Annotated in this window: 20 protein-coding genes and 2 tRNA genes; 6 read left to right on the top strand and 16 right to left on the bottom strand. The window is 72.5% G+C overall.

From position 1 onward, the window contains the following. Positions 1-3: 3 nt before the first annotated feature. The 3 genes from BS83_RS33545 to BS83_RS33535 form a co-directional block, all read right to left on the bottom strand. Complete coding sequence (locus BS83_RS33545; RefSeq protein WP_037607176.1) at positions 4-993, bottom strand: ABC transporter permease; 990 nt, start codon at positions 991-993, stop codon at positions 4-6. A gap of 30 nt (positions 994-1,023) precedes the next feature. Next, positions 1,024-2,715 carry an ABC transporter substrate-binding protein gene (locus tag BS83_RS33540; RefSeq protein ID WP_037607175.1) on the bottom strand — a complete coding sequence of 564 codons (1,692 nt, stop codon included), beginning with the start codon at positions 2,713-2,715 and terminating at the stop codon, positions 1,024-1,026. Positions 2,716-2,846: 131 nt separating this feature from the next. Then, positions 2,847-3,863: an ROK family protein gene (locus BS83_RS33535; protein WP_063774279.1), complete on the bottom strand. Its 1,017-nt coding sequence runs from the start codon at positions 3,861-3,863 to the stop codon at positions 2,847-2,849. 269 nt (positions 3,864-4,132) lie between these two features. Here BS83_RS33535 and BS83_RS42485 point away from each other — a divergent pair, with 269 nt between their 5' ends. The 6 genes from BS83_RS42485 (at position 4,133) to BS83_RS33505 (ending at position 13,087) form a co-directional block, all read left to right on the top strand. Then, positions 4,133-5,131: an ArsR/SmtB family transcription factor gene (locus BS83_RS42485; protein WP_198035362.1), complete on the top strand. Its 999-nt coding sequence runs from the start codon at positions 4,133-4,135 to the stop codon at positions 5,129-5,131. 280 nt (positions 5,132-5,411) lie between these two features. After that, on the top strand, positions 5,412-6,629 hold the full coding sequence (locus BS83_RS33525; protein WP_157597429.1) for a cytochrome P450 family protein: 1,218 nt from the start codon (positions 5,412-5,414) through the stop codon (positions 6,627-6,629). Between the two features lie 157 nt (positions 6,630-6,786). Further along, a complete protein-coding gene (locus BS83_RS33520) occupies positions 6,787-8,808 on the top strand; it encodes an NADPH-dependent 2,4-dienoyl-CoA reductase (RefSeq protein ID WP_037607172.1) in 2,022 nt (673 codons plus the stop codon). Between the two features lie 165 nt (positions 8,809-8,973). Continuing rightward, positions 8,974-9,780 carry a hypothetical protein gene (locus tag BS83_RS33515; RefSeq protein ID WP_037607169.1) on the top strand — a complete coding sequence of 269 codons (807 nt, stop codon included), beginning with the start codon at positions 8,974-8,976 and terminating at the stop codon, positions 9,778-9,780. Beyond that, positions 9,780-11,171: a hypothetical protein gene (locus tag BS83_RS33510; RefSeq protein WP_037607167.1), complete on the top strand. Its 1,392-nt coding sequence runs from the start codon at positions 9,780-9,782 to the stop codon at positions 11,169-11,171. Before BS83_RS33515 ends, BS83_RS33510 begins: the two co-directional genes overlap by 1 nt. Before the next feature lie 68 nt (positions 11,172-11,239). Continuing rightward, positions 11,240-13,087, top strand: a complete 1,848-nt coding sequence (locus BS83_RS33505) for an AAA family ATPase (RefSeq protein ID WP_037607166.1) — start codon at positions 11,240-11,242, stop codon at positions 13,085-13,087. A 21-nt stretch (positions 13,088-13,108) separates the two neighbouring features. Here the strand turns inward: BS83_RS33505 and BS83_RS33500 are convergent, their stop codons facing one another. The 13 genes from BS83_RS33500 to BS83_RS33440 form a co-directional block, all read right to left on the bottom strand. Beyond that, complete coding sequence (locus BS83_RS33500; RefSeq protein ID WP_198035361.1) at positions 13,109-14,338, bottom strand: leucine-rich repeat domain-containing protein; 1,230 nt, start codon at positions 14,336-14,338, stop codon at positions 13,109-13,111. Then, positions 14,332-15,717 carry an SDR family NAD(P)-dependent oxidoreductase gene (locus BS83_RS33495; protein ID WP_037607164.1) on the bottom strand — a complete coding sequence of 462 codons (1,386 nt, stop codon included), beginning with the start codon at positions 15,715-15,717 and terminating at the stop codon, positions 14,332-14,334. The genes BS83_RS33500 and BS83_RS33495 overlap by 7 nt, the downstream gene beginning before the upstream one ends. A gap of 50 nt (positions 15,718-15,767) precedes the next feature. Continuing rightward, positions 15,768-15,839, bottom strand: a tRNA-Asp gene (locus BS83_RS33490). A gap of 8 nt (positions 15,840-15,847) precedes the next feature. Then, positions 15,848-15,918 (bottom strand) — tRNA-Gly (locus BS83_RS33485). 65 nt (positions 15,919-15,983) lie between these two features. Then, positions 15,984-16,952 carry an electron transfer flavoprotein subunit alpha/FixB family protein gene (locus BS83_RS33480; RefSeq protein WP_037606663.1) on the bottom strand — a complete coding sequence of 323 codons (969 nt, stop codon included), beginning with the start codon at positions 16,950-16,952 and terminating at the stop codon, positions 15,984-15,986. A gap of 50 nt (positions 16,953-17,002) precedes the next feature. Further along, on the bottom strand, positions 17,003-17,788 hold the full coding sequence (locus BS83_RS33475) for an electron transfer flavoprotein subunit beta/FixA family protein (RefSeq protein WP_037606664.1): 786 nt from the start codon (positions 17,786-17,788) through the stop codon (positions 17,003-17,005). Between the two features lie 125 nt (positions 17,789-17,913). After that, the gene (locus BS83_RS33470; protein ID WP_037607162.1) at positions 17,914-18,510 is read right to left on the bottom strand and encodes a TetR/AcrR family transcriptional regulator; all 597 of its coding nucleotides are present in this window, start codon (positions 18,508-18,510) and stop codon (positions 17,914-17,916) included. Between the two features lie 41 nt (positions 18,511-18,551). Beyond that, entirely contained in the window at positions 18,552-19,049 is a 498-nt protein-coding gene (locus tag BS83_RS42480; protein WP_051944488.1) for a GNAT family N-acetyltransferase, read from the bottom strand. 248 nt (positions 19,050-19,297) lie between these two features. After that, positions 19,298-21,517 (bottom strand): NADP-dependent isocitrate dehydrogenase, encoded by a 2,220-nt coding sequence (locus BS83_RS33455; protein WP_037607161.1) that lies wholly within the window; start codon positions 21,515-21,517, stop codon positions 19,298-19,300. 58 nt (positions 21,518-21,575) lie between these two features. Continuing rightward, on the bottom strand, positions 21,576-21,803 hold the full coding sequence (locus BS83_RS33450) for a hypothetical protein (RefSeq protein ID WP_037607160.1): 228 nt from the start codon (positions 21,801-21,803) through the stop codon (positions 21,576-21,578). A gap of 24 nt (positions 21,804-21,827) precedes the next feature. Further along, a complete protein-coding gene (locus BS83_RS45940) occupies positions 21,828-21,977 on the bottom strand; it encodes a hypothetical protein (RefSeq protein ID WP_157597428.1) in 150 nt (49 codons plus the stop codon). A gap of 195 nt (positions 21,978-22,172) precedes the next feature. Next, positions 22,173-24,008, bottom strand: a complete 1,836-nt coding sequence (locus tag BS83_RS33445; protein WP_063774277.1) for a DUF2264 domain-containing protein — start codon at positions 24,006-24,008, stop codon at positions 22,173-22,175. 56 nt (positions 24,009-24,064) lie between these two features. Then, positions 24,065-26,494, bottom strand: coding sequence for an ArnT family glycosyltransferase (locus BS83_RS33440; RefSeq protein ID WP_051944487.1), 2,430 nt, complete (start codon positions 26,492-26,494; stop codon positions 24,065-24,067). Positions 26,495-26,606: the final 112 nt, after the last annotated feature.

Genomic DNA, 26,606 nt, shown 5'->3' with positions numbered 1-26,606 from the left:
GGCTCACCCCCTCGCCCGCGCGCGCGGGTCGAGCCAGACCGTGGCCAGGTCGCAGGCCAGCACGGCGACCAGCACCGCCACCGTGAAGAGCATGAACAGCACCTGCATCAGCGGGTAGTCCACGTTCTGCACGGCGTTGTAGAGCAGGTAGCCGAGACCCTGGTAGTTGAAGACGTACTCGATCAGGATCGCTCCGGAGATCACGAAGCCCAGCGACATCGCGAAGCCGGAGAGGTTCGGCAGGATCGCGTTGCGGGCCGCGTAGCCGTACATGATGCGGGGGTTGGAGAGTCCCTTGGCCCGGCCCATCCGGATGTAGTCCTCGGCCAGGGTGGTGATCATGTTGTTGCGCATGGTGAGGATCCAGCCTCCGATGGAGGTGATCAGCAGGGTCGCCGCCGGGAGCACGGCGTGCTGCAGGACGCTGGCGACGAAGCCCGGTGAGGGGCCGGGGATGATCGTGTTGTCGTAGGTGTTGTCGCCGGGCAGCCAGCCGCCCGTCCACACCGAGAAGACCATGATCAGTACCAGGGCCACCCAGAAGTAGGGCAGCGCCGAGGTGACCACGAAGATCGGCGGCAGGATCCCGTCCAGCCGCCCGCCGCGCCGCCAGCCGGCCACCGTCCCGATCAGGGTGCCCAGCACGAACGCCATCACGGTGGTGAGCCCGACCAGGCCCAGGGTCCACGGCAGGGCCTGGCCGACGATCGTGGTCACCGGCTCGCCGAGGTTCTGTCCTATGGACAGCCCCCAGTGGCCGGTGACCATGTCGCCGAGATAGGTGAGGTACTGGTCGAGCAGGTTCTGGTGGGGCTTGAAGCCGAACGAGGCGAGCATCTGCTCCAGCGCCGCGGGCGACACCTTGCCGCGGGTGCGGTCGCGCAGCGCCGACTCCGGGCTGCCGGGCATGAACCTCGGGATGAAGAAGTTCAGGGTCAGGGCGGCCCACAGGGTCAGCAGGAAGAAGCCGAGCCGCCGGAGCAGGAACCTCACGTCGTGCGTCCTTTCGTGCTCTGGTGGGTACTACTGGGCGGCCTTGGAGTAGATGTGCAGCAGCAGCTGCTCCGCGTCGGGGAAGTTGAACGCCGCGGGCTGGGCGTAGGGGTTGTCCGGCGTCGGCCAGCCCGCCAGGTCCTGGGTGTTGTACTGGAACCAGTCCACCGACTCCGTCATCGGGATCACCGGCACGTCCTTGAGCATCGCCGCCTCGATCTGCTTGACGATGGCGACCTGCTGGTCCGGCGCGGCCGTCGCGTACTGGGCGAAGAGCGCGTCCACCGCCGGGTTGCGGTACCGCTCGTAGTTGCCGTTGGCCTGGCGTCCGATCGGCGCGGTGTTGGCCGAGTGCAGGATCTCGCGCAGCTCGTAGTAGGGCGTCGGCCCGCCGGTCGGGAGGCCGTAGTAGGCGAGGTCGTAGTCGCCGTTGTAGAGCTTGGAGTTGAAGGTCTGCTGGGCCAGGTCGTCGATGGTCAGGTCGATGCCGATCGGGGCGAGCTGCTGCTTGATCACCGCGAGTGAGGCGTCCCAGTCGGTGTAGCCGGTGATGGTGATGACCGACAGCTTCAGCGGCTTGGACGGCGAGTAGCCCGCGCTCGCCAGCAGCTGGGTGGCCTTGGCCGGGTCCGGCTTGTCGTAGCCGGCCGTGGCCAGTGCGGAGTCGTCGAGGTACTTCTGGAAGGTCGGCACCACCACGCCGGTCTGGTTGGCGGCGGGCTCCTGGCCGCCCTCGCCGATCGCGGCGACCTGGCTGCGGTCGACGGCGGCGGCGATGGCCTGGCGCACCGCCAGGGTGCTGGTGGCCTTGTGGGAGGCGTCGTTGTTGGGCCACAGCGAGACGTTCAGCATCGGCGGTGACCAGGTGTGGTTGTTCGGGGACTTGCCGAGGTAGAAGTTCTTGATGCCAGGGATGAACTGGCTGCCCCACTGGGCCTTGCCGCTGGCCAGGTCGAGGTTGGCGGGGCCGTTGTCCAGGTAGGCCGGGTACTCGATCTTCTGGATGTAGGGCTTGCCCGGCTGCCAGTAGGTCGGGTTGGCGGTGTACTGGATGTTGTTGGGGGTGCACGGGCTGACCGTGAACGGACCGGTGCCCACCGGGTTCGGGTCCGCCCAGGTGTCCGGGTGCGCGGCCGCCGCGCCGGAGCCGAAGACGTGCTGCGGGACGATCACGACTTGGTCGGCGAAGCTGTAGAAGTAGGTCTGCGCGTTCTGCCTGAAGGTCAGCGTGACCTTGTTCCCACTCGCGGTGGCACTGGTCAGCCCGGCCCCGGTCCACAGCGCGTAGAGGTCGGTGGAGGGCACCTTCTTCATCTCGTTGAAGGTGAACGCCACGTCGGCGGCGGTGAACGGCCGGCCGTCGCTCCACTTCACGCCGTCGCGGATGGTGAAGACGATCTGCGTCCGGTCGGAGTTCCACTGGTAGCCGGTGGCCAGCATCGGGGTCTCGGCCTGGTTGTTGAGCGCGTCGACGAAGATCAGCGGCTCGTAGACGAAACCGTTGGACTCGAGGTAGACGGAGGGGTTGAAGGGGTTGAACTGGCAGGGCCAGGTCTGCCCCTGCTCGTTGGAGATGGTGACCGTGCCGCCCTGCTTGATCGGGCCGTCGGCGACCCCGGTCGTCGCCCCGCTGGGCTTGTCGGTGGTGCGCTGCGTGCTGGTACAGGCCGTCGCGGCCAGGCCGATCGCCAGGGCGACGGCGGCGAGTCTGGTGCGCCTCATCTCTGCGGATCCCTCCAAGGACGGTGCTGCGGTCGGGGCAGCGGTGTTCCGTGATGGCGATGTCGGGTGGTGCGGCTGTGCGTCGGTGCGGCTGTGCGTCGGTGGTGCGGGCGGCGTGGACGGACGAAGGGTCAGGGGATGCGGGCGTGCTCGGGACTGGCCTCGGGCACGTCGTCCGATGCCCCTTGCCGGTCCGGCTCCCGGTGCTCCGTCTCCGGGTCGTCCGGCTCCTCTCCCTCCGGTTCGCGCAGGGCGGCCAGACCGAGGGCGAGGGCGCCGAGCAGCGGCGCGTCGTACGGGTGGGCGGCGGGGACGAGCTCCGGCGGAAAGGGCAGCGCGGCGTCGAGCGCCAGCCGCAGCGGTCCGTACAGGGCGTCCCAGGAGCGGACCAGCCCGCCGCCGACCGCGATCCGGCGCGGATCGACGGCCAGGGCCAGGTTGACCAGGTGGAAGCTCAGCTCTTCGAGGAACGCGGCCAGGACCGCGGCCACCTGCGGATCGTGCGGCGCACGGGCGAAGACGTCCTCCGCGCCGGTGGCGCCCGGCGGCAGGTGGCGTGCCGCCTGCTCGAAGAGCGCCTTGCCGCTGACCACGTCCTCCAGCGGGATCCGCTGCTCCGCGCCGAGCCCGACGTCGGCGGGGCGGCGCAGCGCGTAACCGATCTCGCCCGATGCGCCGTTGCTGCCGCTGACCACCTGGCCGCCCGCGACGATCGCGACGGCGAGCCCGGTGCCGAGGTTGAGGTAGAGGCCGGGATCGCAGCCGCGCAGCGCGCCCTGCTGCGCCTCGACGCCTGCGGCGGCTTTGACGTCGGTGGCCAGCCGCACCCGGGCGCCGGGGAAGGCGGCGCGCAGTTCGCGGCCGAGCGCGAGTCCGCTCCAGCCGGGGATGTTGGGCGCGAGCTCGACGCCGCTCTCGCCGGGGATGCCGATCGTGGCGACCCCGACGGCGGTCAGCTCCCCGCCGGGCGCCGCCTCCGCGAGCAGTCGGCGGGCCGCCGAGACGGCCCGGTCGAGGCTCGCCCCGGCGCCCTGTTCGGCGGCGGTGGGCACGGTGGCGGACCCGAGTCGAGTCCCGTGGGCGTCCACGACGGCGAGGGCGGTCTTGGTGCCGCCGAAGTCGAGTCCCAGGACGACTGGTTGTGGCACGTGCGGCTCCTCGTGGTGTTCGATGCGGCCCCAAGCGCTGATTAAGTTAGGAAACTAAACTATGGGAGGGGTCCCGACAATGGGCCGATCGAAACGATCGATAACGTCTCCGCAACGGGCCGGCGGCTGCGCCGCACGTGGCGGACGGGGGCGCCCGGCGGTTGTCACGCGCTCGGCCATTTCTTGGGAATTCTTGGCTGACGGAGCGTCATGGATGGCTCACTGATCCGTCTATGCTCGATCCGAAGGCGGAGAGGGGGTCGGCCGGGGTGGTCTCGTCGCTTCTCCTCGGCTGCGAGGCCGAGGACCTGATGCGGATGCGGCTGTCCGTGTCCCCGCTGCGCAATCTCGTCGACGCCCTGCACGACGGCCCCCGCGCCGACGGCGGAGTGGCCAGGGAGCGCTGGTGGGCCTCGGCCCGTCGGCAGGTGCCCTACCGGGCGCTGCCGGTGGTGGAACTGATCAATGCTCACCCGCGCTTCGTACCACTGCCCCTGGTGCCCTTCGTGCCGGGCATGGGCGACGACCTCGACTCCGAACTCGAGGCGCTGGAGGCCGCGGAGCCCGAGCGGATCGGCAGGGAGATCCAGCTCTACGTGGACCGGGCGGGCCTGACGCGGCCGCCGAGCGGACTGCTCCGGCTGCGCGACGGCGGCACCCGCGAGGTCCGCGGCCTGGTCTCGGCGATGCGCGCGCTCTTCACCTCCTGCATGGCCGACGGCTGGGGCGGGATGCGCGCGGCGCTGCGCCGGGAGACGGCCGCCGTGAGCGAGCGCGCGGCCACGCTCGGGCTCGCCGCGGCCGCGGGCTCGGTGCATCCCGGCATCAGCTGGCAGGGCGGCGCGGGCGCCCTGCTCGTCCCCGTGCCCGGCCTGGCCGGCGACGCCCGGGTCGAGCTGGGGGGCCGCGGGCTGGTGCTGATGCCGAGCCTGTTCGGCCTGGACCAGTGCCTGCCGGTGCTCGACTCCGTCAGGCCGCCGACCCTGGTCTACCCGGCTCGCTCGCGCGGTGCGCTCCCGCGCGGCGGCGACGGCCTGGCCGCGCTCATCGGCCAGGGCAGGGCCCGCGCCCTCCGGGCCATCGGCGGCGGCTGCACGACCGGCGAACTCGCCGCCCGCCTGGGCGTGAGCGCGCCGACCGCCTCCCAGCACACGCTCGCCCTGCGCAACGCGGACCTGATCGCCAGCGTTCGGGAGGGGCAGCGGGTGCGCCATGTGCTGACCGATCTCGGGGACGCGCTGGTGTGCGCGAACCCGGGTGCGGGGTGAGGCTTTTAGGCTCTCCCCCTAAAAGCTGGCTTCGCGCGGGATCAGCTGTCACGCTGCTGCGACATCCCTCGGAGACCTTCCGGCCGGCGGGCGGGGGCGGAGTCCGGAACCGGGGACCGGGCTCCGTCCCCGCTTCGCGCTGCGCGCTGCGCGTTCGGGTGCGGGCGCGGGCGAAGTGGACGAGGCTGCGCGCCGTGATCCATGATCGGCGGTGTCCGGTGATCGACAGTGATCAGCGGATCACTCGTCAGTTCAGGTCACAGTCCCGGGGGATCACATCATGACCAGCGCACCGCCCTACCTTCTCGACGCCCACGGCCGGGACCACCACGGCGAGAGCGCCGCGCTGCGCGAGCGCGGGCCGGTCACCCTCGTGGAACTGCCCGGCGGCCTGACCGCGTGGGCCGTCACCGGCCACGAGGAGCTGCAGGCGATACTCGCGGACGGCCGCGTCGGCAAGAACCCCGGCAACTGGGGCGCGCTCCAGCGAGGCCTGGTCCCCGCCGACTGGCCGCTGCTCGGCATGATCACCATCCCCGGCATGACCTCCGCCGACGGCGAGGACCACCGCAGGCTGCGCGGGCTGGTGAGCCGCGGCTTCACCCCACGCCGGGTCGAGGCGCTGCGCCCGCAGGTCGAGGCCATCGTCGCCGAACTGCTGGACCGGATGGCGACCCTCGGATCCGGCCCGATCGACCTGCGCGAGCACTTCGCCTATCCGCTGCCGATGCGCGTCATCGGCGAACTGCTGGGCATCCCTGAGGAGTTGCGCGACGAGTTGCATGAGCACTCGGGCTTCCTGGTGCGCAGCTCCGCCACGCCGGAGCAGGCCCTGGCGGCTCAGCGCGGCCTGTTCGGGGTCCTCGGCGCGGTCGCGGCGGAGCGCCGGGCGCAGCCGGCCGACGACCTGACCAGCGAGCTGATCGCGGCCCGCGAGGAGGGCTCCTCGGGGGAGGGCGACCGGCTCAGCGAGCAGGAGGTCGTCGGCACGATGATGCTCATGCTCATCGCCGGCCACGCGACCACGCTCAACCTGATCACCAACGCGGTGCGGGCGCTGACCGCCTTCCCCGAGCAGCGCGAGCTGGTGCTCTCCGGGGAGGTGCCGTGGTCAGCGGCGGTGGAGGAGACGCTGCGCTTCGACGGGCCGGTCAACCACTTCCTGATGCGCTTCGCGCTGGACGACATCGAGCTCGGCGGCGTGGTGATCCGCCGCGGCGACGGCATCCTCGCCTCCTACGCGGCGGCGGGCCGCGACCCGCGCCACTTCGAGGCGGCGGACCGCTTCGACGTCACCCGCGCCCCCAACCGCCACCTCTCCTTCGGCCACGGCCTCCACTTCTGCCTGGGCGCGCCGCTGGCCCGCCTGGAGGCGGAGGTCGCCCTCCGTGAGCTCTACGCCCGCTTCCCCCGCGTCCGCTCGGTCGGCGACCCCACCCCGATCGCCTCCTTCCTCAGCAACAGCGTCCAGACCCTGCCGGTGCACCTCACGGACTGACGTGGCTGCCCCGGCAGGGGCGCGAGGCTCGGGCGGAGCCTCGCGCCCCTGCCGGGGCACTGTGCTGCGCATCTCTTTTGCACCTTGTTGCATAACGCTTCCGCCGGGCCCTACCGTGGAGTACGACCCGGACGCGCCGGCTTCGAGGAGACGCCAGATGACCGCCTACCCCCACCTGCTCCGCCCCCTCGACCTGGGCTTCACCACGCTGCCCAACCGCGTGCTCATGGGTTCCCTGCACGTGGGCCTGGAGGAGGCCCCCGGGGGGTTCGATCGGATGGCCGAGTTCTACGCCACCCGCGTCCGCGGCGGCGTCGGCCTGATCGTCACCGGCGGCATCGCCCCCAACGAGGCCGGTCGCCCCTTCGAGGGCGGTTCGATGCTGACCACCGAGGCCGAGGCCGACCAGCACCGGGTCATCACCGACGCCGTCCACGCCGCCGGCGGCAGGATCGCGCTGCAGATCCTGCACTTCGGTCGGTACGCCTACCACCAGGACCTGGTCGCCCCCAGCCCGCTGCAGGCGCCGATCAGCCCCTTCGTGCCGAACGAGCTGACGGACGAGCAGGTCGAGCAGACCGTCGAGGACTTCGTCCGCTGCGCCGCGCTCGCCCAGCAGGCCGGGTACGACGGCGTCGAGATCATGGGCTCCGAGGGCTACCTGATCAACGAGTTCATCGCCGCGCCCACCAACCGGCGCACCGACCGCTGGGGCGGCTCCTACGAGAACCGGATGCGCTTCCCCGTCGAGATCGTCCGCCGGGTCCGCGAGCGCGTCGGCGCCGAGTTCATCCTGATCTACCGGCTCTCCATGCTCGACCTGATCCCCGGCGGCTCGACCTTCGAGGAGGTCGTCCAGCTCGGCAAGGCGGTCGAGGCGGCGGGCGCGACGATCATCAACACCGGCATCGGCTGGCACGAGGCCCGCATCCCCACCATCGCGACCTCCGTGCCGCGCGGCGCCTACACCTGGGTCACCAAGAAGCTGATGGGCGAGGTCTCCGTCCCGCTGGTGACCAGCAACCGGATCAACACCCCCGAGCTCGCCGAGGAACTGCTCGCGGCCGGCACCGCGGACCTGGTCTCGCTGGCCCGCCCGCTGCTCGCCGACCCGGACTTCGTCGCCAAGGCCGCCGCCGGTACCCCGGAGGCCGTCAACACCTGCATCGGCTGCAACCAGGCCTGCCTGGACCACACCTTCAGCCTCAAGATCGCCTCCTGCCTGGTCAACCCGCGCGCCTGCCACGAGACCGAGCTGGTCCTGTCGCCGACCCGGCTGCGCAAGCACGTCGCCGTCGTCGGCGCCGGACCGGCCGGTCTGGCCTGCGCGGTGTCCGCCGCCGAGCGCGGCCACCAGGTCACCCTCTTCGACGCCGCCGACGCCGTCGGCGGCCAGCTCAACCTGGCCCGGCAGGTGCCGGGCAAGGAGGAGTTCAACGAGACCCTGCGCTACTACCGTCACCAGCTCGACGCGCTCGGCGTGCAGGTCCGCCTCTCCACCCAGGTCGACGCCGAGGCGCTCGCCGCGGGCGGCTACGACGAGATCGTGCTGGCCACCGGCGTCACCCCGCGCACGCCGGAGATCCCGGGCGTCGACCACCCCAGCGTGGTCAGCTACGTGGACGTGCTGCGCGGCGACGCGAAGGTCGGCGAGCGCGTCGCCGTCCTGGGCGCGGGCGGCATCGGCTTCGACGTCGCCGAGTTCCTGACCGACCCGGGCGAGCAGGCGAGTCTGCGCCCCGAGGTCTTCTTCGAGCAGTGGGGCGTCGACACCGAGCACCGCACCCCCGGCGGTCTGACGACCCCGGTCCGGCCCGGCTCCCCGCGTCAGGTCCACCTGCTCCAGCGCAAGACCAGCAAGGTCGGCGAGGGTCTCGGCAAGACCACCGGCTGGATCCACCGCACCGAGCTCAAGCACCGCGGCGTCACCTCGGTCGCCGGCGCGACCTACGACCGCATCGACGACCGCGGCCTGCACCTCACCGTCGCGGGCGAGGAGCGCCTCCTCGAGGTCGACACCGTCGTCCTGTGCACCGGCCAGGAGCCGCGCCGCGAGCTGCTCCAGCAGCTGCTGGACCTCGGCCTCAAGGCCCACGTCATCGGCGGCGCGGACGTCGCGGCCGAACTCGACGCCAAGCGCGCCATCGACCAGGGCACCCGCCTGGCCGCGACGCTGTAGCGGGGCGCAGCGCCCGTCCGAGCGCGCCCACCGGCCGACGGCCCCGTCGTCACCTGGGCCCGTCCGGCGGTGGTGCGGCGGGGCGGACCGGTTGACCGTGGCCGCGATATTCGCTCGGGCGCTGTCGGTCCCCGCTGGCATCATGGCTCCTCGAAGGAGGGGATCATGACGCTGCAGGAGCCGACCGCCGAGGGGGTGCGCTACCTGCTCGGCCTGCTGGACCAGCCGGCGGCCGAGCGGGTGTGCGAGCGCCTGGACATCACGCCGGACGGAGCCGTCGGCCCGAGCGCCGACCGCGTGAGCAGCTGGCAGGTGCGTCAGGTGGTGCAGGGGCTCCACGGCTCCGTCGTCGCCTGGATGCTGCAGGAGGACACCCCCGGCGGGCGGACCTTGCTGGCGTACTACCACCGCCTCCCCATCGGCCTGCGCAGGGACGTGGACGGCATCGAGGCCGAGAACGACTGGTCCGCCGAGAAGCTGGTCGCCGCCCTGCGCCTCGCCGAAGGGCCCGGCACGTTGAAGGACGCGCGCGCCGCCGTCGGCTGGGTGCGTGCCGTCCACTGGCCCGCGCTGATGAAGGCGCACGACGAGCGGCCGCTGCCCGGCTTCGCCCGCTGGGCGCTGTCCGAGCGGATCGACTGCCCGCCGGTGCTGCGTGCGGCCTTCGGCGCGCACCCGAAGTTCCGTCACCGGCTGCGTCAGGCCGGGATCTACGAGTCGCCGGTCCACTACCTCCACGAGGCGCCGCTCAACGCCGCGCAGTTGCTGCGGGTCCTCGGCCTCGGACGTACCGTCTTCCCGGCCCACCTGGCCGAGGCGGAGGCCGTCCTCGGGCCGCTGGTGCGGGCACAGCTCGGCACCGAGCCCGAGGCCTGGGCGGTGCTGGCGCAGCTGCTGCCCGGCTTCTCCGGCTCGCTGGCGGAGCTGCTGACCACGGCCGGCGCCATCGCCGGCATCACGGCCGCCGCCTGATGACCGGGTTCCACGTCGTCGACCTCACCGACCGGCGCGCCCTGCAGCAGTACCGTCCCGCCACGCCCGAAGTGCTCGCCGAGGCGGCGCGGCTCAAGGAGGCCGCGCTGCTCGACTTCGGGCTGACCGACTCCGCCGTCGCGTCCTGGCTCTACGCCAAGTGCCACCACCAGCTCGCGACCACCGCCGTCGACACCGCCGCCGTGGTGGCCTCGGGCGACGGCAGCTGCCTGCTGCTCTACAACCCGGACTTCTTCTGCGGCATCGGCCTGGACGGCGTCAAGTTCGTGCTCTTCCACGAGGCCAGGCACCTGGTCCAGCGCCACCTCTTCGCCGACGCCGAGCTGCGCGCCGACCCGGTCCACCGGCTGGCCACCGAGGTGACGATCAACCATGTCGCGCTGGCGCGGCTGCAACGGGAGCACCTGCCGCTGCTGGACGGCGAGCCGGTCGGCGTCGACCCGCGCACCGTCCACGCCCGGTACCGCGAGGACCTGGCCGAGCAGGGCCTGCCCGCGCTCGACTACGCGCGCTTCGTCGACACCGACCACAGCGTGTACACCGAGCTGAAGCGGATGCGCACGTCGCTGGTGCCCGGCCCGCGCTGCGCCCACCTGGGCGGCGAGGGGGACGGCGACGGGCTGGTGCCGCAGGACCAGGAGACGGTGGACAGGATCGCCTCCTCGGTGCTGCTCAACGCCCTGCTCGCGGCGCGACGCGGACACCGGGCCGCCGAGCGGGAGTTGCTGGACCTGCTGCACCGCACCGAGGACGGCTCCGAGCGCGCCAGGCGGATCTGGGGCTCGCTCGGCGCCGGACAGCTGCGCGGCACCACCAGCGCCACCCGGCGGGTGGACTGGTGGCAGCGCTGGCTGGTCGACGTGCTGGCGAGCCGGCTCGGCGAGGGCGAACGCCTGGTCTACCCGAAGAAGCGCGGTGCGCTGCTGGCCGCGCTGGGGCAGCCGCCGATGCTGGCGCGGCGCGGCCCGGTCCGGCGCAAGTCGCTGGTCATCGCCTACGACACCTCGGGTTCGATGCCGGCCGGCGTCCTGGCCTGGCTGACCGACCTGGTCGGCGGCATCGACGGGGTCGAGGCGCACTGGCTCTCCTTCGACGCCGTGGTGATGCCCTTCGTCCCCGGTGAGCGCGTCTACGGGGGCGGCGGCACCAGCTTCCAGGCGGTCGCCGACTACGTGGAGGCGGCCGGCGGCCCCGACAGCCCGCTCGACGCCGCACCGGACGCCGTCATCGTGGTCACCGACGGTTTCGCCCCGCACATCACCCCGGCCGATCCCGAGTCGTGGATCTGGCTGATCACCGAGCGCGGCGACGACTGGCCGGAGCACCACACCCCGCCGATGGCCTGCCACCGCGTGACGACCGCGAGCTGAACGGCCCGACCCGGCGCCGCCGCCGTGAAGCCCGCTCGCCCCGAAGCCCGCCCCACCGAAGGATCCGCATGACCACCACCAGCACGCGACCCGCCTGGCGGGCCACGGCCACCTATCCGGAGCCGCCGGAGGGCTTCACCGGCACGTCCCGGCTGGAGTCCTTCATCGACGCGATGATCGAGCTCGGCCAGACCGGTCAGGTCTTCGGCGAGCACGGGATCGGCAAGACGGCCACCTTCGCGACCCACATCCCCGCCGCCCATCCCGGCGTCCAACTGGTCGTCGTCCCGGCCGCCAACCTGACCCCGGACGACCTGCTCGCCAACGCGCCGGTCAGGGACGAGGCCACCGGCGAGCTGGTGCTGCGCCAGCTGATCATGCGCCAGCTCCGGCCGGGGACTCCCTTCGTGCTGCTGATCGACGACTCGCTGCAGGCGGGCGACTCGATCCAGTCGCAGTTGATGCAGGTCGCCTGCAACTGGACGCTGGGCGAGTACGACCTGCGCGCGCTCGGCTGCGTCGGGGTGTTCCTGACCGACAACGAGTCGCTGGCCGAGACCAGCGCCCGCCGCAGCGACCTGGCCATCCTGGACCGGATGGTCACCATGAAGATCACCGCCAACGACACCTCATGGCGGGTCAAGCTCGCCGAGCGTTTCCCGAACTGGGACCTGCGCCCGGTCTACTCGCTCTGGGCCTCCCTCCCGCCCGCCCTGCGCGAACTGCTCTCGCCGCGCACGCTGGAGCACGTCCTCGCCAACGCGCGTGAGGGTTTCCCCCTGGTGTGGGGCCTGCCGCTGCTCAACGGGGCGCGCCTGCGACTGGCCGAGACCGGCCCCGACGGCAGGCCGGGGCAGGACCGGACGGACGAGATCCTCGACCGGATCGCCGCCGCCCTCGGAGTGCCCAACCCCGACCGGATCGCCGACCCGGTGCGCCGGGCCGTGCGCGCCGCGCTGGCCAACCGCTGGACGGTGCTGCTCCAGGGCCCGCCCGGCTGCGGCAAGACCGAACTGGTCCGCCAGCTCACCCGTGAGCACCTGGGCCGCGAGCCGCTCTACTTCTCCCTGCCCGTCACCAACGTGGAGGACCTCTGCGCGCCGATCCCCACCGCGGACGGATCGTTGGAGAACCTGCTGGCGGCGAGCTTCACCGGGACCGAGCCCAAGGCGATCATCTGGGACGAGTACAACCGGCCCAAGGACCGCGCCGCGTTCGCGAAGCTCATGGAGATCACCCAGGAGTGGTCGGTCGCGGGGCGGCGGATCGAGGGGCTGCGGGCCCAGATCGCGCTGCAGAACCCGCCCTACCACCTGGGCCGCAAGCTCCAGGTCTCCCGCAACAACATCGCCCAGGCCAGCCGATTCACCGTCTCGCTGACCATCGACCCCGCCGACATCCCGGCCAACGAGTGGCTGATCGAGCGCTACGGCCCGGTCGCGGAGACGGTGCTGGCCTGGTGGAAGCACGACCTGGACGAGGACGGCCGCGGCTGGGTCTCCAAGCGCACCCTGGAGCGCCTGATCAAGCTGCACGGGCGCGGCCTGCCGCTGGAACTCGGCATGATCTACCTCGGCGACGGGGAGTACGCGCCCGTCCCGCTCACCTCCCTCACCGACCGGCTGGCGGGGCGTCAGGTGGTCGGCCTGCCGGAGATGGCGGCCGACGTCCAGCTCTGGGAGGCGAGGCTGCGCCGCGCGGCCGAGCAGTCGTCCGAGGGCGGCAACGACACCGATCTGGTGCACCAGGCCATCGCCAACGCCGAACTCTCGCAGCTGCGCCGGTACCGGAAGGCGGTCGCCAGGCTGGTCCGCCTGCTGCCGCCGAAGCTCCGCTCGACCTACCTGGTGGGCGCCTCCGACCAGCACCAGCGCTTCTGGATCGACCTGTTCGCGAAGCAGGCGCCCGGCCGCTGAGAACTGACGATCCGTCAGTCGTCAGTCCGGCTGCGGCGGTGTCCGGTGCACGCTGCGGACGGCGGCGACGGCCGCCGGGACCACCGGCCACGGGACGTCCGCGCTGAGGGCGTCCAGTCGGCGGCGGACGCTGGTCGCGATGCCCTTGCCAAGCAGGTAGCGGGTCGGGGTCGACGCGCGGGGAGCCGCGTCGAGCAGCGGCAGCGCCTGGCGGCTGCGCATGCCGGTGTTGGCCAGCACCAGATGCCGCAGCGCGTGCCGCCGTGAGGTGAGGGACTCGGCGATCGCGGCGGCGGCGTCGGTGTCGACGTGGTTGTCCGGCGCGCCGAGGACGGCGGCCGCCTTCACCCGGCCCAGGTCCAGCAGCTCCACCCCGGCCGCCGCGGCGGCGTCGACCAGTTCGGCCACCGCGCGGGGGCCGATGCCGGAGCTGGCGACGGAGAGGCGGCGCAGACCGCCGTGCGGAGCCCGGCGCAGCGCCTCCGCGAGCGTCAGCGCGCCGGCGTCGCCGAGCCCGGCGGCGGAGGCGTACAGCTCCTGGGTGGCCCCGGCGGTGACCAGCCCGGCCAGCTGCGCCGCTCCGGACGGGCCGATCGGGTTGCCGCCGAGGTAGAGCCGCTCGAAGGCCCGCCCCGAGCGGCCGAAGGCGGCGAGGACGGCGTCGGCCAGCTCCGCCAGCCCGGCCGGGTCGAGACCCGTCTGGACCAGGTCGAGCGTGTGCAGCCCGGTCGCCGCGTCCACCAGCTCGGCCGCCGCCCGTCCGGCCTGCGCGCCCAGCGGGTTGCGCTTGAGCCAGAGCCCGGTGACCGTCTGCGGCGAGGCCCGCAGGTGGTCGGCGATCCGGCAGGCGCCGGTCGCGGTGATCTGGTTGCAGCCGAGGTAGAGGGTGCGCACGTCGCTGCCGCTCGTCCGCGCGGTCACCTCGGCGGCCCCTTCGTCGCCCAGCCCGTCGGTGCCCAGCAGCAGATGCCGGACCGGTCCCGGAGTCCCCTCCTGGGCGCGGGCGTCGAGCGCGTCGGCGACCAGCGCGGCGCCGTCCGGGCCGAGCTGCTGCTTGCACAGGTCGAGCCGTCCGTCCGGCAGCGCGGTGCCGGTGGGGAAGTCCAGCCGCTCCTCGGCCGGACGGCCGGTCCGCAGCCAGGCCAGCAGTGGGCCGAGGTCCCCGGTGTCCCTCGGCACGACCGGCGGCACCCCGGTGTAGGGACGGGGGCCGGCGGGCCGCTCCGCCGGCTCGGGCCCCTCGGTCACCACGCCGCCTCCTGGTAGTCCTTGAGGAAGACGCCGGACACCGGGCTGCCCGCCTCGCCGCGCACGATCGGGTCGTAGACCCGCGCGGCGCCGTCGACGACGTCCAGCGGCGTGCGGAAGCCGTTGGCGGCCAGGTGCGACTTCTTGGGGGCGGGGTTCTCGTCGGTGATCCACCCGGTGTCGACCGCGCACATGTGCACGCCCTGCCCGGCGAGTTCGGCGGCGCTGGTGCGGGTCAGCATGTTGAGCGCGGCCTTGGCCATGTTGGTGTGGGGGTGCCCGGCCGTCTTGTTGCGGACGGTGAAGCGGCCCTCGACGGCGGTGACGTTGACGATGTACCGGCTCGGATGCGGCGAGGACAGCAGCAGCGGCAGCAGCCGGTCGCAGAGCAGCGCCGGGGCCAGCGAGTTGACCAGCTGGGTCTCCAGCACCTCGGCGGGGTCCAGCGCGCCGAGCCGGGCCGACCAGGAGTTCTCCGGCGCGGCGTCCGGCAGCAGTCCCGCCTCGTCGACCCGGTCCAGGACCGTCCCCGGGCCGCCCGCGGCCTCCAGCTCCGCGGCGGGCCAGGCCGGTGCGAGCGCGGGCATCGGCGTGAACCCCGGCGCGTGCAGCACCCGGACCCCGGACCCGGAAGGGAGCGCCGCGCGCTCGCCCGCGATCAGGCGCGCGTACGCCTCGGGCGGTCGACGCAGCGTCTGAGCGGCGTTGTTGACCAGGATGTCGAGCGTCCGGCCCTCCGCCCGCAGCCGCTCGCACAGCGCCAGCACCTGCCGCGGGTCACGCAGGTCGATACCGATGACGGAGAGCCGGTCCAGCCACTGCCCGCTGTCCGCGACCGCCTGGAACCTGCGCACGGTGTCGTGCGGGAAACGGCTGGTGACGATCAGTTCGGCGCCGTCGCGCAGCATCATCAGCGCGAGCTGGAAGCCTATCTTCACCCGGCCGCCGGTGAGCAGCGCCCGCCGTCCGCGCAGATCGGTGCTGAGGGCGCGCCGAGCGGCGTTGTCGGCCGCGCAGTCGGGGCAGAGCAGGTGGTAGAAGCCGTCGACCTGGCGGTAGCCGCGCTTGCAGACGTAGCAGCGGCGCGGGGTGCGGAGTTCGCCGAGCGGCGCCGAGTCCTCGGGCACCGTGAGCGGCGCGTCCTCGCGGCGGTCGGTCCTGCCGGTCACGGAGGCCGCGCGGAGCAGCGCGTCCGCCCTGCCGTCCTCGGCGCGACGTGCCTGCTTCCGCTGCTTCCTGCCTTCCCTGATGAAGGAGTCGGCGACGCGTTCGGCGCGCAGCCGCTGCGGATCGTCGACGGGCAGGGCGCGCAGCCGGCCGACGAGGCGTGAGTAGACGGCCAGGTCCTCGTCGGTGACCCCGCCCGCTCCGGCCTGCTCCATGCCCCGCCCTGCCGCCCTGTGCTGCTCGCGCCCGCCCCGTGGAAAGTCAGTGGTCCCGGTCGGATTCGAACCGACGTCTCCACCCTGATGAGGTGGCGCGACTGCCTCTGCGCTACAGGACCTGGAACTGTTCGGGCGGCCGGATTCGAACCGGCGTATCCGCCTTGGCAAGGCGGGCGCCTGCCTCTGCGCTACACCCGAACAGCGCGCGCCAGCCTAGCGGGGCCGGACGCGCGCTGCACAGGAGGGTGGTTCTGTGGGGGAGGTCAGCCCTTGCGGGTGTTGATCTCCTGGGTGAGCTGGGGCAGGACCGCGAACAGGTCGCCCACGACGCCGAAGTCGGCGAGCTCGAAGATCGGCGCCTCCGGGTCCTTGTTCACCGCGACGATGGTCTTGGAGGTCTGCATGCCGGCCCGGTGCTGGATCGCGCCGGAGATCCCGTTCGCGATGTACAACTGCGGCGAGACCTGCTTACCGGTCTGACCGACCTGGTTCGCGTGCGGGTACCAGCCCGCGTCCACCGCGGCCCGCGACGCGCCCACCGCCGCACCCAGCGAATCGGCCAGCGCCTCGACCACGCCGAAACCCTCCGCCGCCCCCACACCACGACCACCCGACACCACGATCGCGGCCTCGGTCAGCTCCGGACGACCCGAGGAGACCCGCGCCGTCCGCGACGTCACCCGCGTGCCCGACGCGGCCGCCGAGAACGCGACCGTGACCGGCTCGACCGCACCCGCCGCCGGGGCGGCCTCCGGGCCGACCGCGTTCGGCTTCACCGTGATCACCGGCGTCCCGTGCGAGACCCGCGACCGCACCGAGAACGACGCCGCGAACGCCGACTGCGTCGCCACCGGACCCGACTCACCCGCGACCAGGTCCACCGCATCGGTGATCACGCCCGACCCCAGCCGCAGCGCCAGGCGCGCCGCGATCTCCTTGCCCTCACCCGACGACGTCACCAGCACCGCCGCCGGCGACACCTGCTTCGCGATCTGCTCCAGCGCGTCGACCTTCGGCACCACCAGGAAGTCCGCGAACTCGGCCGCGTCCGCGGTCAGCACCCGCTCCGCACCGAACTCACCCGCCTTCGCCGCCACCGCACCGGCCGCGTCACCCGCGCCCAGCACCACCGCGACCGGCGTCCCCACCCGACGCGCCAACGTCAGCAACTCCAGCGCGGGCTTGCGCACCACACCGTCCACATGGTCCACCAGGACCAGAACCTCAGCCATGATCAAAACTCCAGAACGAAACAAAGAAGCCAGAAGAGAGAGGGACCGGACTAGATGAACTTCTGCGACGCCAGGAACTCGGCGAGCTGCTTGCCGCCCTCGCCCTCGTCCTTGACGACGGTCCCGGCGGTCCGCGCCGGACGGGCGGCGGCCGAGTCGACCGCGGTCCACGCCGCAGCCAGGCCGACCTGCTCCGCCTCCAGACCCAGATCGTCCAGGTCCAGGGACTCCACCGGCTTCTTCTTCGCCGCCATGATCCCCTTGAACGACGGATACCGCGCCTCACCCGACTGGTCGGTCACACTGACGACCGCCGGCAGGGAGGCCTCCAGCAGCTCCGTGGCCGTGTCACCGTCCCGACGACCGGTCACCGTGCCGCCCGCGACCGCGACCTCCGACACCAGCGTCACCGCCGGCACCCCCAGCCGCTCCGCCAACAGCGCCGGCAGCACACCCATCGTGCCGTCCGTCGACGCCATCCCGCACACCACCAGATCGAAACCGGTCCGCTCCACCGCCTTCGCCAGCACCAGCGACGTACCCATCACGTCCGACCCGTGAATGTCCTCGTCGTTCACGTGCACGGCCTTGTCCGCACCCATCGACAACGCCTTGCGCAACGCGTCCTTCGCGTCGTCCCCACCCACCGTCACCACGGTCACCTCGGCGTCCCCCGACGCCTCCGCGATCCGCAACGCCTGCTCCACCCCGTACTCGTCCAGCTCCGACAACAGGCCGTCGACCCCGTCACGGTCGGTCGTGAAATCCTCCGCGAACCGACGATCCCCGGTCGCGTCGGGCACGTACTTCACACAGACAACGATCCTCAAGCTCACGACCTGTCTCCTGTACTGGGTCACCACTCCCACGGCGGGGCTAGTACTCGCACCATAAGGGTACTGAGTGCCATCTGCCAAGGCACTCAGTGCCATATCTCGAGTGGTCTGCGGCACTCTCGCGACTACGGTGCGACCGCGGCGTCCAGCAGTGGGCCCAGTTCGGCGCAGACCTCGTCGAAGGCGCGCAGGCTCCGCTCGGCCCTGGCCATCAACAGCGCGCCCTCCAGGGAGCTGATCACCAGTGTGGCCAGCCTCGACGCCCGGGGGGCCGGAACGCCGAGTTCCTCGAGCGCCGAGCGGACCGGGGTGAGCCACTCGGCGAAGGCCGCCGCCGCGGCCTTCCGGGTGGATGCCGAGGACTCCGCGCAGTCGACGGTCACCGCGGCCAGGGTGCAGCCGAGGGTGAAGTCGGTGGCGTTCAGCTCCTCGGTCCACTGGCGCATCAGCGCGGCGAGGAGCCCGCTCGGCGTCCGCTCCTGCTCGCCGAGGGCGGCGAGGTGGTAGACGACCTTCCTGGCCGTGTAACGGCCCGCGAAGGCGACCGCCTCGTTGACCAGCTGCTCCTTGCCGCCGGGGAAGTAGTGCTGCAGCGAACCGCGTGGCGCTTTCGCGTGCTCCGCGACGTCGCGCATCCCCGTCGCGCCCACCCCGTCGCGGCGGATCAGCTGCGCGGCGCTGGAGATCAGGCGTTCGCGCGGTCCACGCTCGGGCGCTGGCATCTTCGACGACCTCCGGGGGTGAGGGTGGGTGGCGGTGGGCTTCACGGGTGGGCTGCGGGCTGGTCCAGCCTATAGAGCCCGGTCACGCCCTCTCTGGTGCTCTGCCGCAGCCCCGCTGGAAGCCGTCGGCCCAACGCGCCCAGCAGGGCCGATCTGCCGTGGGCGACGTCGACCCTGAGCCTGCTGACGCCCCGCTCCCTGGCGCGGGCCAGCAGTGTGTCGGTCATGGCGCCGCCCAGGCCCTGGCGCTGCCAGGCGTCGCCGACCAGCAGGCCCAGCTCGGCGGTGTCCGCGTCCAGGCGCGCCAGGGTGCCCAGGCCGAGCACCGGGCCGGTCGGCCCTTCGCGGGCGATCACGGCGTCGTGCCGCTCGGGCGGGCCCGCGAGCAGGTCGTCGAGGTAGGCCGCCGGGAAGGCGCGGAACCGCGCGAAGAACCTGAGCTGCACGGTCTCGGCTGAGCAGGCTTCGAAGAGTTCCTCGATGGCGGAGCGATCGCCGGCTTCGACCGGCGCTATCCGGACTTCTATGACGGTGGTCATAGTCCCATTATTATGACGGGCGTCATAAGTGCAAGGCGTGCTGCCGGGGATGCGGCAAGGCGCGCGAAGGCGAGCGGGCAGGATGTGGCCGCCGGGCGTGGCGGCGCGGGGCGGTGGCGGCGCCGGGCGGGACGCAGAGGCCGAGCACAGAGGCCGAATAAGGAGGCGGCACTGGGCGGCCCAACGCAGAGGCCCGGGGCCGCCCCGCGAAGGGCGGCCCCGGGCCTCGGACGGAGCGTGAGGTGTCGTCAGCTCAGCTCGGCCAGCGCGGCGTTGAGCGTCTGCGACGGGCGCATGACGGCGGCGGCCTTGGCGACGTTCGGCTGGTAGTACCCGCCGATCTCGACCGGGGAGCCCTGGACCGCGATGAGCTCGGCGACGATCGTCTGCTCCTGCTCGGTCAGGGTCTTGGCCAGGCCCGCGAAGGCCTCGGCCAGCTGCGCGTCCTCGGTCTGCGCGGCCAGCTCCTGGGCCCAGTACATCGCCAGGTAGAAGTGGCTGCCACGGTTGTCGATGCCGCCCAGGCGACGGCTCGGCGACTTGTCCTCGTTGAGGAACGTGCCGGTGGCCCGGTCCAGGGTGTCGGCCAGGATCTGCGCGCGGGCGTTGCCCGTGGTGGTGGCCAGGTGCTCGAAGCTGGCGGCCAGCGCGAAGAACTCGCCCAGGCTGTCCCAGCGCAGGTAGTTCTCCTTGACCAGCTGCTGGACGTGCTTCGGGGCGGAGCCGCCGGCGCCCGTCTCGAACAGGCCGCCGCCGTTGATCAGCGGGACCACCGACAGCATCTTGGCGCTGGTGCCCAGCTCCAGGATCGGGAACAGGTCGGTCAGGTAGTCGCGCAGCACGTTGCCGGTGACGGAGATGGTGTCCTCGCCGCGGCGGATGCGCTCCAGCGAGAACGCGGTGGCCTCGACCGGGGACATGATCTCGATCTGCAGACCCTCCGTGTCGTGCTCCGGGAGGTACTGCTTGACCTTGGCGATCAGGTTGGCGTCGTGGGCGCGGGTCTCGTCCAGCCAGAAGACGGCCGGGGAGCCGGTCGCGCGGGCGCGGGTGACCGCCAGCTTGACCCAGTCGCGGATCGGCACGTCCTTGGTCTGGCAGGCGCGGAAGATGTCACCGGCGGCGACCGGCTGCTCCAGCACCACGTTGCCCTCGGTGTCGACCAGGCGGACGGCGCCGTCGGCGGCGATCTCGAAGGTCTTGTCGTGGCTGCCGTACTCCTCGGCGGCCTGGGCCATCAGGCCGACGTTCGGGACCGAGCCCATGGTGGCCGGGTCGAACGCGCCGTGCGCGCGGCAGTCGTCGATGACGACCTGGTAGACACCCGCGTAGCTGCTGTCCGGCAGCACGGCAAGGGTGTCGGCCTCGTTGCCGTCCGGGCCCCACATGTGGCCGGAGGTGCGGATCATGGCCGGCATCGACGCGTCGACGATGACGTCGGACGGGACGTGCAGGTTGGTGATGCCGCGGTCCGAGTCGACCATGGCCAGAGCCGGGCCGTCGGCGATCTCGGCCTCGAAGGACGCCTTGATCGCGTCGCCCTCCGGCAGCGCGGCGAGACCGCCCAGGATCGCGCCCAGACCGTCGTTCGGGCTCAGACCGGCGGCGGCCAGGGTCTGGCCGTACGCGGCGAAGGTCTTCGGGAAGAACGCGCGCACGACGTGGCCGAAGACGATCGGGTCGGAGACCTTCATCATGGTGGCCTTCAGGTGCACCGAGAACAGCACGTCCTCGGCCTTGGCGCGGGCGACCTGCGCGGCCAGGAACTCGCGCAGCGCGCCGACGTGCATGACGCTCGCGTCGACGACCTCACCGGCCAGGACCGGGACGGACGGGCGGAGCACGGTGGTGCTGCCGTCGGCGGCGACCAGCTCGATGCGGAGGGTGTCGTCCTTGGCGATGACCGCGGACTTCTCGCTGTGGCGGAAGTCGCTCTCGCCCATGGTGGCGACGTTGGTCTTGGAGTCCGAGCTCCACGCGCCCATGCGGTGCGGGTGGGTCTTGGCGTAGTTCTTGACCGAGAGCGGCGCGCGGCGGTCGGAGTTGCCCTCACGCAGGACCGGGTTGACGGCGCTGCCCTTGACCTTGTCGTAGCGGGCGCGGACGTCCTTGTCCTCGTCGGACTTCGGGTCGTCCGGGTAGTCCGGCAGCGCGTAGCCCTGCGCCTGCAGCTCCGCGATCGCGGCCTTGAGCTGCGGAATCGACGCGGAGATGTTCGGCAGCTTGATGATGTTCGCGCCCGGCGTCTTGGCGAGCTCGCCGAGCTCGTGCAGCGCGTCCGGGATCTGCTGGGCCTCGGTGAGACGCTCGGGGAAGCTGGCGATGATGCGCCCGGCGAGGGAGATGTCCCGCGTCTCCACCGTGACGCCGGCGGTCGAGGCGTACGCCTGGATCACCGGCAGGAGCGAATAGGTCGCCAGGGCCGGGGCCTCGTCGGTGTGGGTATAGATGATGGTCGAGTCAGTCACCGGTACTCCCGCTTCACGTCTACAACGTCTCGACATCAAGATATCTTGTCCGAGCCGCTTACGGGTACCGGCGTCCCTTCCGCGGCTGACGGCGCGCCGCGGCCATGGTGTACCAGCGGCGTGGTGGACGGGGTTCGGCCGGCCGCGAGGTCGGCTGGTCCGGATGGAGTCCGAACCGCCGCAGCACGGTCTCCCTGACCTCGACGCCGTACCAGCCCCGCGGCCGTCCGTCGGGGTCGCGGCCGCAGGCCAGGCTGATGCGGGTCTCTTGAGGTGCGAACGGCATCCAGTCGATGCCCCGGTCGCACAGTCAATCGACGATCGCGCCGGTGGGGGGCGGGCCACCGGGCAGGTTCTCGAAGCCGAGGATGCGGACGAAGGGGTCCGTGCGGGCTTCGGCGTCGGCGTCGGTGCGAGCGTCGGCGTCGGTGTGGGCGCCTGGGGTCGGGTTCGGCGTCATACGGGCATTCTCGCCAGGAGAGCCGGGGCGCGCACCGGATTTCACGGCCACGCGGAGCACCACACCGCGGCGGGGGAGCGTGACCGCCACGTCACCGACGGTCACCCGGAGCGTGAAGGGCGGCGGCTCGTCCGGGTCGAGGGGGAGTCCGGTGAGCGCGGTGCAGGTCGCGTACACGTGCGGCCCGGGGGAGGGCTAGACGGCGGATACGGCCGGGAAGGCGGCGTGCGCGCCGAAGGCGTTCGCCTCGTCCGCGCGGACGACGGTGGCGGGGGCGGTGAAGCCGTGCAGCGGGGCGAGCGCGCTGCGCGTCCTGTCGGACGGGTGCTCGACGATCGTCCAGTGGTGGTTCTGGCTGATCACGGGCGGGGTGGCGGCGGCGAGCGGGTGGCCGCCCGCCTGGATGCGCCAGCCCGTCGGGGCCAGGACGACGTGCAGCCGCAGCTCGAAGCGGCCGTCGGTGACGGTCACCGTCTCGACCCGGGTGCCAGCCGTTGTGTCGACCGCGTACGCGGACGCGGCGGCGGCGAGCGGCAGGTCGGGGTGCCGAACGTCGGGGTGCTGAACGGTGGGGAGTTGGAGACCGGGGAGCGGGGATATCCGGCCACGGGGGATCGTCAGCGATCCGTCCGGGGAGCTGAGCGCGAGTTCGTTGTCGGCGACACCGGCGGCGAGCACCGGGCCCGTGCGGGTGGTGAAGGCCAGCTTGGCGTAGTGCGGATCGCTGTGCTGTTCGCTGGGCGCGCTGTCGGGGCTCGCGTGGGGGTCGAGGCCGTCGCTGCCGTGGTTGTGGACGCGCACGATGCCGTCCGCGTGCGTTCCCTGGACCAGCCAGTTCACCCCGGTCAACAGCCGTGTGGTGTCGCCTTGTTCGACGGGCAGCGGCTGCTCCGTCGCGGTCCAGGCCGGGTGGTCGGGGGAGAGCAGCAGGCCGAGGAATCCCTTGCTGGCCCAGTAGGGGGAGGCCGGTCCGGAGTACGCCTGCGTGACGCCGGAGCAGGGTCCGTGCCACCCGCGCGTCAGCAGTCCGTCGGCGTCGGGCGCGCCGTGGGCGGCGAAGTGGCGAAGCATGCCCGAGGCCGCGCGTCGGGCGAGCCCGGCCGGTCCGGGCGAACAGTCGAACAACTCGCCCATCCACAGCGGGGCCGCCGCCGCGAAGCGGTACGTCAGCGAGCGCCCCTGGTGCAGCGGCGCGCCGTCCGCGCCGATGAGGTGGACGTAGTCGGCGAGGAAGAGGCGCAGCCGCTCGCGGTGGCGTACGCCGAGCTCCTCGGCGAGCGTCGCGCGTGGTCCGGTGGCGGCGATCCTGGTCCAGAGCAGCGGGTAGAGGTGCAGCGCCCAGCCGTTGTAGTGGTCGATGCGTCGGCCACCGGTCGACCGGTACGGACCGTCGCTGTACCAGCCGTCGCCGAGATGCCAGGCCTCCAGCGCGTCGAGCCCCCGCCGTATCTCGGCGTCCTCGTGCGGGGCCTGAACGGAGGAGAGGAACTCCTCGACCACCGTCTGGAACAGCAGCCAGTTGTTGCCGACCGGCATCCGGCCCACGAAGCCGCCCAGCCATGCCGCGATCCGCTCCTGGGCGGTGGGGGTGAGCGCGTCCCAGAGCCAGGCCCGTGTCTCGTGCAGCGCGAGGGCGACGGATGCCGCCTCGACCATGGGTTGGATCCGGTCCCGGTCGATCCGGGGCCACGCCTCGGGGTGATATGGATCGGCCCCGGCGGTGAGACCGTCCGCGTAGCGCGCGAGGAGTCGCCCGGCGACGTCCCCCTGCCCGCGGGCCCCCGCGATCCGGAAGGCGGCGAGCAGGAACGTCCGGGCGAACCCCTCCAGCGCGTCCGAGGCGGTCCCCGACCAGGACGGCGACCCGGGGAGCGCGTAGCCGGCCAGGTGCGGCGAGGCATAAGGGAGCACTCCGTCGAGGAGCCGGTCCGCGTGCCCCTCCCAGTGGCTCCGCTCCCATCCGGTGTACGGGGAGTCCACGGTGGGTGGGGTGCGGTGGGCGACGGGGAGGGTGCGAGCGGGCTTGCGCATGCTGACCTGCCTGGCTGGGAAAGCGTTTTCCGAGTTGGCGCGGTCAGCATGGTAGCTCAGCGCCTGCGCCCGGTGGCAGCCGTGGCGGCGCCCGTCGTGACCGAAGCCCCGGCAGTCGAGGCGGGCGCGCAGTCGTAGAGCCGCTGGGAGTCCTGACGGCTCGTCTGCCACCCCGGAACGACCACCGGTCGGCAGGCGGCGGTCACCCAGGAACTCACGGCCGAGGTGGCCGTCGCACGGTCGCCCGTGCGGGCCCTCTGGCCGCCCCGACCCGCAGCGGGGCCGGCGACCGCGGTGCCTGCGTTCGTGCTCGTGCTCATGCTTGTTCCTGCCGTAGACCCTGCTGCCCCCGGCGTCAGCCCGGCCGTTCGCGCCTGGCCGACCAGCACGTACCTGAGTCGGCCCGCGGCCACGTCCTGGCGCACGACGCCGACCGTCGGCCACGGCACCTGCTCCGTGAACCCGCCCATCGGCATCACCGGAGCGCCCGTCGCGAGGATGAACGGCGCGGCGGACGTCCAGCTCGTGGTGGCGAAGAGGTAGCGCGCCGCGCCCCGGTGCGCGGTCGTGTAGGCGAGCAGCGCACGCTCTCCGGCGTCGAGCGACGAGGAGCCGTGACCGCCGTTGCCGCCCCCGCCCCCGAACAGGCGACCCCAGGACGCCGCCATGGCATTGCGTGCGGCGTTCGACGCCCTGCCGGTCGATCCACCCGCACCGGTCCCCGCGCCGAACGCGAACTGACCCGAAGGCCCGAGCGCGCCCATCATCGAGTGCGCGTACCGGGCGTCGAACACGCTCGACGTCCAGACGGACGGTGCGAGCAGCGCGGCGGCCAGCCCGGACGCGACGGCTGTGGCGGTCGCGGTCCTGGCGAGGCGCGGCCGTGGTCGTACCTTCAGCGGCCGAAGTACGAGCGGCAGCAGGAGCAGTGCGACGCAGAGCCCGCCCAGCAGTGCGACCGTCGGGGTGACCCAGGGCCGGAATCCCGGATACGGCCGGCTCAACACGACGGCCCACGCCGCCGCTGCCGCGGCGGTCACCGGCAACGCGAGTGCGGCGAGTCGGGTGAGCCGCGTGACGGAGGGGCGGGAGGGGCGGGAGGGGCGGGAGGGATGGGAGGCGTCGGGTGCGATGTCCGCGATGTCTGTGATCTCTGCGATGGCTGCGACGGAGGCGGTCGACGGGCCGGTCGCGGCGCGGTACGCCCGCCACAACTCCGGGATCCCGGCCCCGGAGAGGGCGGCCAGCGGTGCGGCGACGACCCCGAGGTAGTACGCGTGCCCGGCGACGCTCCCCGCGCTCAGAACGACGAAGAAGACGGCGAGCCAGCCGCCCCAGAGCAGGTATCCCGCCCGCACCGGATCAGTCCGCGGCCGTCCGCGCCGCGCGATCAGGCCGGCCGCGAGCCCAGCAAGCGCGGTCGGGTAGAGCCATCCCACCTGAGTGGCGAGCGACCCCCGCAGCAGCTTGGCCCATCCGTCGTTCCGGTCGGCCGGCCCGGCGGTGTCGGGCGAGAGTCGCGGGGGTCGCGAGGTGGTGGTCGTGCGCGCTTCCGTGTCGGGGGTGTGCGGCGCCGCCGAGCCCCCAGGGCCGCCACCGCCCCGTACTGCCGACACGCTCCCCGTCCCGGTGGCGCTCAGCCCGACGGAGGAGAACCGGTTCAGGAAGTTGTAGCCCACGACCATGCTGACGGGGGAGTTGTCGGTCGTGCCGTCCACGTACGGCCGATCGGCGGGCGGGGTGACGGCGACGAGCGCCATCCAGGAGGCCGAGACGAGCACGGTGAGCGCGCCGGCCACGCCGAGTTGGGCGCAGCGCCTGCGCAGCGGCGCCGGGGAGGAGATCAGGTACACGGCGGCGAGCGGTGGCAGGACGGCGAAGGCTTCGAGCATCTTCGCCTGGAACGCCAGACCGACCCAGGCCGCGGCAAGCAGCAGCGTCCGGGTCCGCCCAGTCCTGGCGGCGCGGGTGGTGGCCTCGGCGGCGAGCAGGAGCAGGAGTGTGAACGCGGGATCCTCGACCGCCGTGCGGAACAACCCGGTGACGACGGGCGTCAGCATGAATCCGAGCGCGGCGAGCACCCCCGCCGTCCGCCCCGCCCACCGACGTACGAGCACGTGGAGCACGCCGACGCTGGCCACGCCCTCGACGACCTGCGGCAGGGTCAGGACCCAGGGATGGAACCCGAGCAGCCGCGCGGCGATGGCCTGCGGCCAGAGGAAGCCGGGGAGCTTGTCGAGCGTGATCGTGTTGCCGGGATCGAACGATCCGAAGAGGAATCCCTTCCAGCTCAGCGTCATGCTGCGCACGGCATCCGCATAGAAGGGGTGGAACTGGCTCCGACTGATCCCCCAGGCGAACAGCACGGCGGCGAGGCCGCACAGGCCGAGCAGGATCAGTCGATCGGTGCGCGTGGTGCGGGGCCTGGAAGGGGCGACGGGAGTGAGGCGAACGGCGGGGTCGGCGGGCGAGGTGAACATGGGCATGCGGTGACTGTCGGGCAGGGACAGCCGCGAGGGGGGTGTCGGCGGGGCCGAAAGCGCCGGATTCCCAGGAAGATTTGGCCAGTTCTTGACGCCCTGTCAGATGATCTACATG

The organism is Streptacidiphilus rugosus AM-16 (genome assembly GCF_000744655.1).
GTDB lineage: Bacteria > Actinomycetota > Actinomycetes > Streptomycetales > Streptomycetaceae > Streptacidiphilus > Streptacidiphilus rugosus.
This window is presented reverse-complemented; position numbering and strand designations above follow the sequence as displayed.